9 protein-coding genes are annotated in these 6,481 nt (G+C 73.1%); 3 read left to right on the plus strand and 6 right to left on the minus strand.

Going from position 1 to position 6,481, the window contains the following annotated elements:
* Positions 1–438: 438 nt before the first annotated feature.
* Positions 439–1,719, plus strand: a complete 1,281-nt coding sequence (locus AC2CJA_RS22335; RefSeq protein ID WP_484604467.1) for a glycosyltransferase family 4 protein — start codon at positions 439–441, stop codon at positions 1,717–1,719.
* Positions 1,716–2,654 (plus strand): hypothetical protein, encoded by a 939-nt coding sequence (locus AC2CJA_RS22340; protein WP_484604468.1) that lies wholly within the window; start codon positions 1,716–1,718, stop codon positions 2,652–2,654. The genes AC2CJA_RS22335 and AC2CJA_RS22340 overlap by 4 nt, the downstream gene beginning before the upstream one ends.
* A gap of 209 nt (positions 2,655–2,863) precedes the next feature.
* Here AC2CJA_RS22340 and AC2CJA_RS22345 read toward each other — a convergent pair whose 3' ends face one another.
* The 6 genes from AC2CJA_RS22345 to AC2CJA_RS22370 all read right to left on the minus strand — a co-directional run bounded on the left by AC2CJA_RS22345 (position 2,864) and on the right by AC2CJA_RS22370 (position 5,941).
* Complete coding sequence (locus AC2CJA_RS22345; protein ID WP_484604469.1) at positions 2,864–3,370, minus strand: SRPBCC family protein; 507 nt, start codon at positions 3,368–3,370, stop codon at positions 2,864–2,866.
* A gap of 83 nt (positions 3,371–3,453) precedes the next feature.
* Positions 3,454–4,131, minus strand: a complete 678-nt coding sequence (locus AC2CJA_RS22350) for a hypothetical protein (protein WP_484604470.1) — start codon at positions 4,129–4,131, stop codon at positions 3,454–3,456.
* 1 nt (position 4,132) lies between these two features.
* A complete protein-coding gene (locus tag AC2CJA_RS22355; RefSeq protein WP_484604471.1) occupies positions 4,133–4,390 on the minus strand; it encodes a gas vesicle protein GvpG in 258 nt (85 codons plus the stop codon).
* 6 nt (positions 4,391–4,396) lie between these two features.
* Positions 4,397–5,164: a GvpL/GvpF family gas vesicle protein gene (locus AC2CJA_RS22360; protein WP_484604472.1), complete on the minus strand. Its 768-nt coding sequence runs from the start codon at positions 5,162–5,164 to the stop codon at positions 4,397–4,399.
* The gene (gene gvpJ, locus AC2CJA_RS22365) at positions 5,161–5,586 is read right to left on the minus strand and encodes a gas vesicle protein GvpJ (protein WP_484604473.1); all 426 of its coding nucleotides are present in this window, start codon (positions 5,584–5,586) and stop codon (positions 5,161–5,163) included. Before gvpJ ends, AC2CJA_RS22360 begins: the two co-directional genes overlap by 4 nt.
* Before the next feature lie 34 nt (positions 5,587–5,620).
* Positions 5,621–5,941 (minus strand): gas vesicle protein GvpO, encoded by a 321-nt coding sequence (locus AC2CJA_RS22370; RefSeq protein WP_484604474.1) that lies wholly within the window; start codon positions 5,939–5,941, stop codon positions 5,621–5,623.
* Between the two features lie 304 nt (positions 5,942–6,245).
* On the opposite strand from AC2CJA_RS22370, the gene AC2CJA_RS22375 reads away from it, so the two are divergent.
* Positions 6,246–6,461, plus strand: a complete 216-nt coding sequence (locus AC2CJA_RS22375; RefSeq protein ID WP_484604475.1) for an I78 family peptidase inhibitor — start codon at positions 6,246–6,248, stop codon at positions 6,459–6,461.
* Positions 6,462–6,481 lie beyond the last annotated feature (20 nt).

Below are 6,481 nucleotides of genomic sequence, written 5' to 3' on the forward strand. Positions count from 1 at the left end.
GTCGCGCGGCCGCCTGGTGCCGGATGCGGGGGCGGTACCGTCCGACACCGCCGGGGCCACCGCGCCGGTGCGTCCGACGGAACGGAGGCGGCCGGGAGGGAGAACGGCGAGGACTGGGACGAGGAGCGGAGAGGGCGCCCGGGTACGGGGGTGCGCCCCGCGCCAGCGCCCGGGGCGCCGCCGTCCCGCCGGGCTTTCGCGCCTCCCGGCGACCGTGCGGAACGCCCGGGGCCTCGCCTGAGCGACGGAACGAGCCGTTCGGTTCCCGGAAAGTCCTCACAAAAGGCGAACTGTTCGGGTGCAGGGCGGTCAGGCGGGTCAGCCTCCGGTGGCCGTTCGCGGTCTCCGCCGGAGAGACACGGCATCAACAGGAGTGCGACACAGGGAAACACGGCGCCGGGACGCTTACCCGCGCGCTTCCGTGGGACATGGAGACGGATGCATATCTCTTTTCTGCTGCATCACGGGTACGGCATGGGCGGAACGATCCGGACCACCTTCAACCTCGCGTGCGCGCTCGCACAGCAGCACGACGTCGAGATCGTCTCGGTCTTCCGGCACCGGGACCGTCCCGTCTTCGACCTGGACCCCGCGGTGCGCCTGCGCCATCTGGTGGACATGCGCAAGCACAGCCCGGACTACGACGGCGGCGACCCCGAGCACGCCCGGCCGTCCAAGCTGTTCCCGCGCGCGGACGGCAACCACCGCAAGTACAGCGCGCTCACCGACCGCCGGATCACCGAACACCTGGCCGGTGTCGAGGCGGATGTCGTGATCGGCACCCGCCCCGGCCTCAACACCATGCTCGCCATGCACACCCGGCCCGGCCCGGTGCGCATGGGGCAGGAGCACCTCACGCTCTCCACCCACTCGCGTGCGCTGCGGGCGACCCTGCGCGGCGCCTACCCGCGCCTGGACGCCCTCACCACCGTCACCGAGGCCGACGCGCGGGACTACCGGCGCATGATGCGCCTGCCCGGGGTGCGCGTGCGGGCGGTGCCCAACGGCGTCCCCGCGCCGGCGGTGGAGCCTTCCGACTGCACCGGGAAATGGGTGGTCGCCGCCGGCCGGCTGGCTCCCGCCAAACGCTACGACGTGCTGCTGAGGGCCTTCGCCAAGGTGGTCGAGCAGCGGCCCGACTGGCGGCTGAGGCTCTACGGGGCCGGGCGCGAGGAGGCGAAGCTGCGGGTCATGGTGGAGGAACTCGGCCTGTACAACCACGCGTTCCTCATGGGACCGGCCCACCCCATCGAGGCCGAGTGGGTCAAGGGCTCGGTCGCGGCCGTGACGTCCAGTCTGGAGTCCTTCGGAATGACGATCGTGGAGGCGATGCGCTGCGGTCTGCCGGTGGTGGCCACCACCTGCCCGCACGGGCCGGGGGAGATCATCGCCGACGGTGTGGACGGACGGCTGGTACCCACCGGTGACGTCGGCGCCATCGCCGGGTCCCTGCTGGAGCTGATCAACGACGACGAGCTGCGCCGGAGTATGGGCCGCGCCGCGATCGCGGACGCCGCCCGTTACGACCCCGCGCGGATTGGCGAGATGTACTCCTCGCTCTGCACGGAGCTCGTCGCACGCGGCGGGGGGAGAGGGATCGGCCGCCTGCGCTCCTCCCTGCACCGGACCCGGGGAGCCCTGCTCGGCGGGGCGTACGCCGCCAAGGACGCCCTGGCCCGCGCCCGCCGGGGCGCGCTGAGAGGAGGAAGGACCGCATGACCGCGACCACCCGCAGACCCGCCGGTGCCCCCGAGGTCCCCGGGGCGACGGCACCACGGGCCGACTGCACGGCGGACAGCGCGGGCGGCCTCAGCTTCGACATCGAGCTGCCCGGCGCGGCGGAGCGGTGGGACGCCGCCCTGCTGCTCCGGCTGCGCGACCACGATCCGGAGGAGTCGGTGCGCCTGCCGCTGGAGCCGCTCTCGGGTGGCCCGGACGGCTCCGTGCTGCGGGCCGTCCTGCCCAGCACGGTTTTGCTGGCCGAGGGCCGCTGGGACGCCTATCTGGTGATCGGCGAGGGTGAGGCGCAGCGGCTGCGGCCCGGATGCGGCGACCTGCGCTCGCTCGTCGACCGGGTGCCGCGCACCGACCGCACCTGGCTGGGTGTGCGCATCCCGTACACCACCAAGTACGGCAACCTCTCGGTGTGCTCCTGGCTGCGCTGGCCGCACGCCGAGGCGGGCGACGTCTGGCCCGCCGACGGCGGGCTGACCGTCCATGGACGGCTGTACGGGGCCGCGTTGACCCCCACCGCGCGGCTGGAGGCCCGCCCCCGCCGCACCGCCGCTTCGGACGGCGCGGAGGCGCGGTCCGTCACCGCGCCGGTCACCCTGACAGGCACGCCCGCCGAGGGGCACGGCTTCACGGCGCGGCTGTCGTACGCGGATCTGGCCGGGGAGAGCGGCTCGGAGGGCGACTGGCAGCTGTGGCTGCGCCCCGGCGAGGACGCCGAAGCGGTGCGTGTGGCCCGCATCCTGGACGACATCGTCGACAAGCACAGGATCCTGCGCTACCCGGCACGGCCCGTCAACGCCGACGAGGCGGGCGGGAGGAGCGAGCCGGAGGGAGGCGGAGGGCTGACGGCCCGTCCGTACTACACCGGTGCCAACGATCTGTCCGTGCGGCTGGAGCGCACGGAACCGACCGGCTCCTGATCGCCCGGCTTCTGCGCACCGGCGCCCCCTCCCCGGACGAGATGGCCCTCCATGTCCTGATACCGGGCCTCGACTTCGAGGTGCGCGAACCGGCCGGGCCGGGCGAGCGGATAGAGGAGCCGGCGGACCGCCTCGGCCGGGCGGCGCGGGCGTGGCGGGCGTGGCGGGGAGGGCCGGGGAAGGGGGTGAGGGCCGCGAGGCCGCCGGGGTCACCGGACCCGGTCCACCTCGTCCGCCACGCCCGCCTCGTGCACGCGGTCCACCTCGTCCGCCGGGTCCGCTGCCGCGCCGCCGTCGTCGACCTCGATGTCCAGGCTCACCGAGCGCTGGAAGTCCGCGAGATCCAGCCGCACCCGGCGGGCCTGGGCGTGCCAGAGGCGCGCGGCCCTCTCCGGCAGGCTCCGGGGGAGGTACTCCAGGACGACCAGCAGCCGGGTCAGATTCCCGGCCGGCCGATGGAAGGTGGCCACGCCCCGGATCGCCGCCCTGGAGTCGTGGGCGGCCCATACGACGAGATCGTCCCGGACCCGGTCGGTGACGCGCACCGTCCGGCCGCGCCCGGGCCACAGGATCCTCGCGCCGCCCGGGGCCTCGTCGCCGGGGCCGCTCTCCAGGAGATCCAGCCAACGGTCGTACGCCTCGCGGACCGGTACGCCGACCTCGACGCACTCGCAGACGCTCAGGGGCCGGGCCGCGACGCCGGCCCGCTTCCTCACCCCGCCCGGAGCGCGGGCGGCGGCGAGCAGCAGGCGCCGGACCCGTACCGCCGCGTCCCGGCCGCCGACGTCCGTTCGCAGCGTCAGCCACGTCCGGAGCCTCCCGTGCGCTTGGCCGTACCGGTCGTCTTCCGGGCTCCGCCGGACGGCCTGCCGGTCTCGGTCTGCTTGCCGGCCGAACCCGCGGCCTTTCCGGCGGCTTTGGCCGGCTTGCGGGACGTGGCGGCCGTCTTCTTGGCGGTCCGCGACGCGGTCTTCTTCGCCGGAGCGCGCCGGGAGGTGCTCCGGCCCCCCTGCGACTTCCCGGAGTCCGCGGCCTCCTTGCGGGAACCACCGGTGTCCTGCGAACCGTTCGCGCCCCTCGCTCCCCTCGTGTCCCCCTTCGGGTCCTCCGCTTCCTTCCCGGACTTCTCCTTCCGCTCCTCCGGGGCGCGCGAGTCCTGCGAACCGTCCTCGCCACCGCTCTTCCACGGCACCCTGCCGAGCTGTCCCCGTACGCCGCCGGTCAGCGACTCCAGGCGCCCGGTCGGCAGTGCGCCGGTGGCGACCCTGCCGGCCTCCCTGACGTTGTTCCGCAGCCGGCCGGTGGCCTCTGCGAGCTGCGGGGTCCTCTCCTTGAACCGCTCGCCGAGCCGGCCGGGGTCCACCCCGAGCCGCCTGGCCAGCAGCGCCCCGCCCGTGCCGAGGGGCAGTTTGGTCCTGCCGCGCCCCACCACGTAACCCGTGGCGAAGGCCAGCGCCAGTGCCGACCGGTTCGTCATGTCAGTAGTCTCCTTGGTTGTGCCGTCTCTGCTCCCGCACGGCCTCCAGCCGGTCGAGCAGTTCGTCCTCCCGGCGGTCGAACTCCTCCTCGTCGATCAGGCCCTCGTCCAACTGCCTGGACAGATCGTGAAGTTCACGCTGGATCGCCGACGGGTCGTAGTACTGCCGCTCCGCCTCGGCGACCACCTGCCGCAGCACCCAGCCAGCGCCGTGGAACGGCGCCGCGGGCAGCTTCAGGATCCCGCCGATCAGTCCCATACCGGCTCACCCCGCGGGCGAGCCGGCGGCCGGTGCGGTCTGCCCGGCCTCGTCGGGCCGGCCCACGAAGCTGTACGGCGGCAGCGGGCCCGTGGCACGGACGTCCAGGTGGGGGTTGGCGCGCCCCAGCTCCTCGACGGCGGCGGTGAACTCCCGCGACCTGTCCCGGCCCAGGAGGAAGGAGAGGTTCGCCAGCCAGCCGGAGCCGTCCGGGCCCGGCACGTACCGCTGGGCCAGGGGGGCGAGCGTCTCCTCGATCAGCCGGGCGTCCTCCGCCTCGCGCTCGCGCACGGCGTTCGCCACGAGTTCGCCCAGTCGCAGCTTGTCCTCGTGGGAGCCGCCGCCGGCGGCCCGGTTGTGCTCCGCCAGGCTCCGTGCCTCGCCGTCCTGCGAGAGCACCAGGCGCAGTACCTCGTCCTCGCGGTGCACGGCCTTCACGTTGTACTCGGAGCGGCCGTCCAGCTCGTCCAACTGCCGCAGGTGGTGGGCGGCGTGGCCGGAGAGGACTCCGCGCACGGCGTCCTCCCCACCGGAGAGGCTGCCGAAGCGCAGCGGCAGGACCGGCCCCTTGGCGCCGACATCGGTCAGCACCTGCTGGTGTGCCAGGAGATCGCGGCGCTTGGGCCGCAGGTCGTCCGGGCAGTCGCTGACGATCGCGGCGAGGTCTCCCTCGCGGATGATCCGGACCTCACGCGGTGGCCGGCCGACGCCGGGCGCCTTGTCGGGCAGCGCCGGGTGGTCCGAGCGCGCGATTCCGTAGACGTAGACGCTCACTCCGTCTCCTCCTTGCGGCGGGCGGAGGTCCGGCGCCTGCGGGGTTCGGTCTCCTCCTCGTCGGAACGGCCCGGGCGGAGCGCGTCGGATACGCTCTCGGCGGCCCCGGCCAGGGCGCCCTTGGTCTTGCTGCTGGCGCCGCTCTCGGTGGCGTTCTCCAGTACCTCGGGCAGGCCGGGCGACTTCCTGGGCCCGGATTCCAGATCGAGGCGGTTGCACGCCTCGGCGAAACGCAGATACGTGTCGACGCTGGCGACCACGACGCGTACGTCGATCTTCAGGATCTCGATACCGACCAGCGAGACGCGGACGAACGCGTCGATCACCAGTCCGCGGTCCAGGATGAGTTCCAGGACGTCGTAGAGACCGCTGCTGCCGCCGCCTCCTCCGGTGGATCGCTGTGCGGGAACTGCCGTAGTCATGGTGTGGAGCCACTCCTCTCGGGTGTCACAGCTCTCAGCCGCGGCGGGACGAATCGGCCCGGCCGCGCTCGTAACGGCGGACGCGGCGGTAACCGGTGAGGTGGCCGGTCCCGTCGAGGGTCACCTCGTACGAGGCCATCAGGCTCATCGTGTCCGGAACCCGCTCGAGTTCCATGACCTCCACCTCCAGGACCCAGCCGTCCCCGGTCCGTTCGAATCGGGAGACGCTCTCGGCGTGCAGGCCGGTCAGATCGGTGAACTCCGATCGGGCCGTACGCATCGCCTCGCCGAGCGGTACGGGGCGCTCGTCCTCCGCCGTCCGCTTGCCGTCGTTGCTCTTCGTCTTCTCTGTCATGAGGCTCCTCCCAACCCCGGATACCGCGAGAGGATTTCCGTAAACCTGCCTCTTTTCAGGGGTAATTGAGAGACTTTCGGATTTCCCCCTCGGTATTCCGTGTGCAGGACGCGGACGGTGTTTCCCGAGAACCCGCCGCGGGCGGCCGGAGAATGGGGTGGAGGGAATTCGGAGTGGTGCGCGCGGTATCCCCGACGGAGTAGCCGGACGCCGCCCGTGCCGCGGAGCGTTGTGACACAAGTGTGACGCCGCCATGATCGGGCCGGAACTTCCGGCTGGACCGCCGACGCCGTACGGTGCTGCCATGGCACCGGCACCCACGCACCCGCACACACCGGACGACGACCCCGAGACCTATGTCGGACTCGACGCGGCCACCGCCGAACGGCAGGCCCGCGAACGCGGCTGGACCACCGTACGGTCCCTCCCGCCGGACGCGGTCATCACCATGGAGTACCTGTCGGGGCGGCTGAACTTCACGGTGGAGGGCGGCTCGGTGGTCCGCTGCTGGAAGGGTTGACACGTGCGGCGGCCCGTTCC

The sequence above is a fragment of the Streptomyces sp. ATLC9 genome (assembly GCF_057196705.1).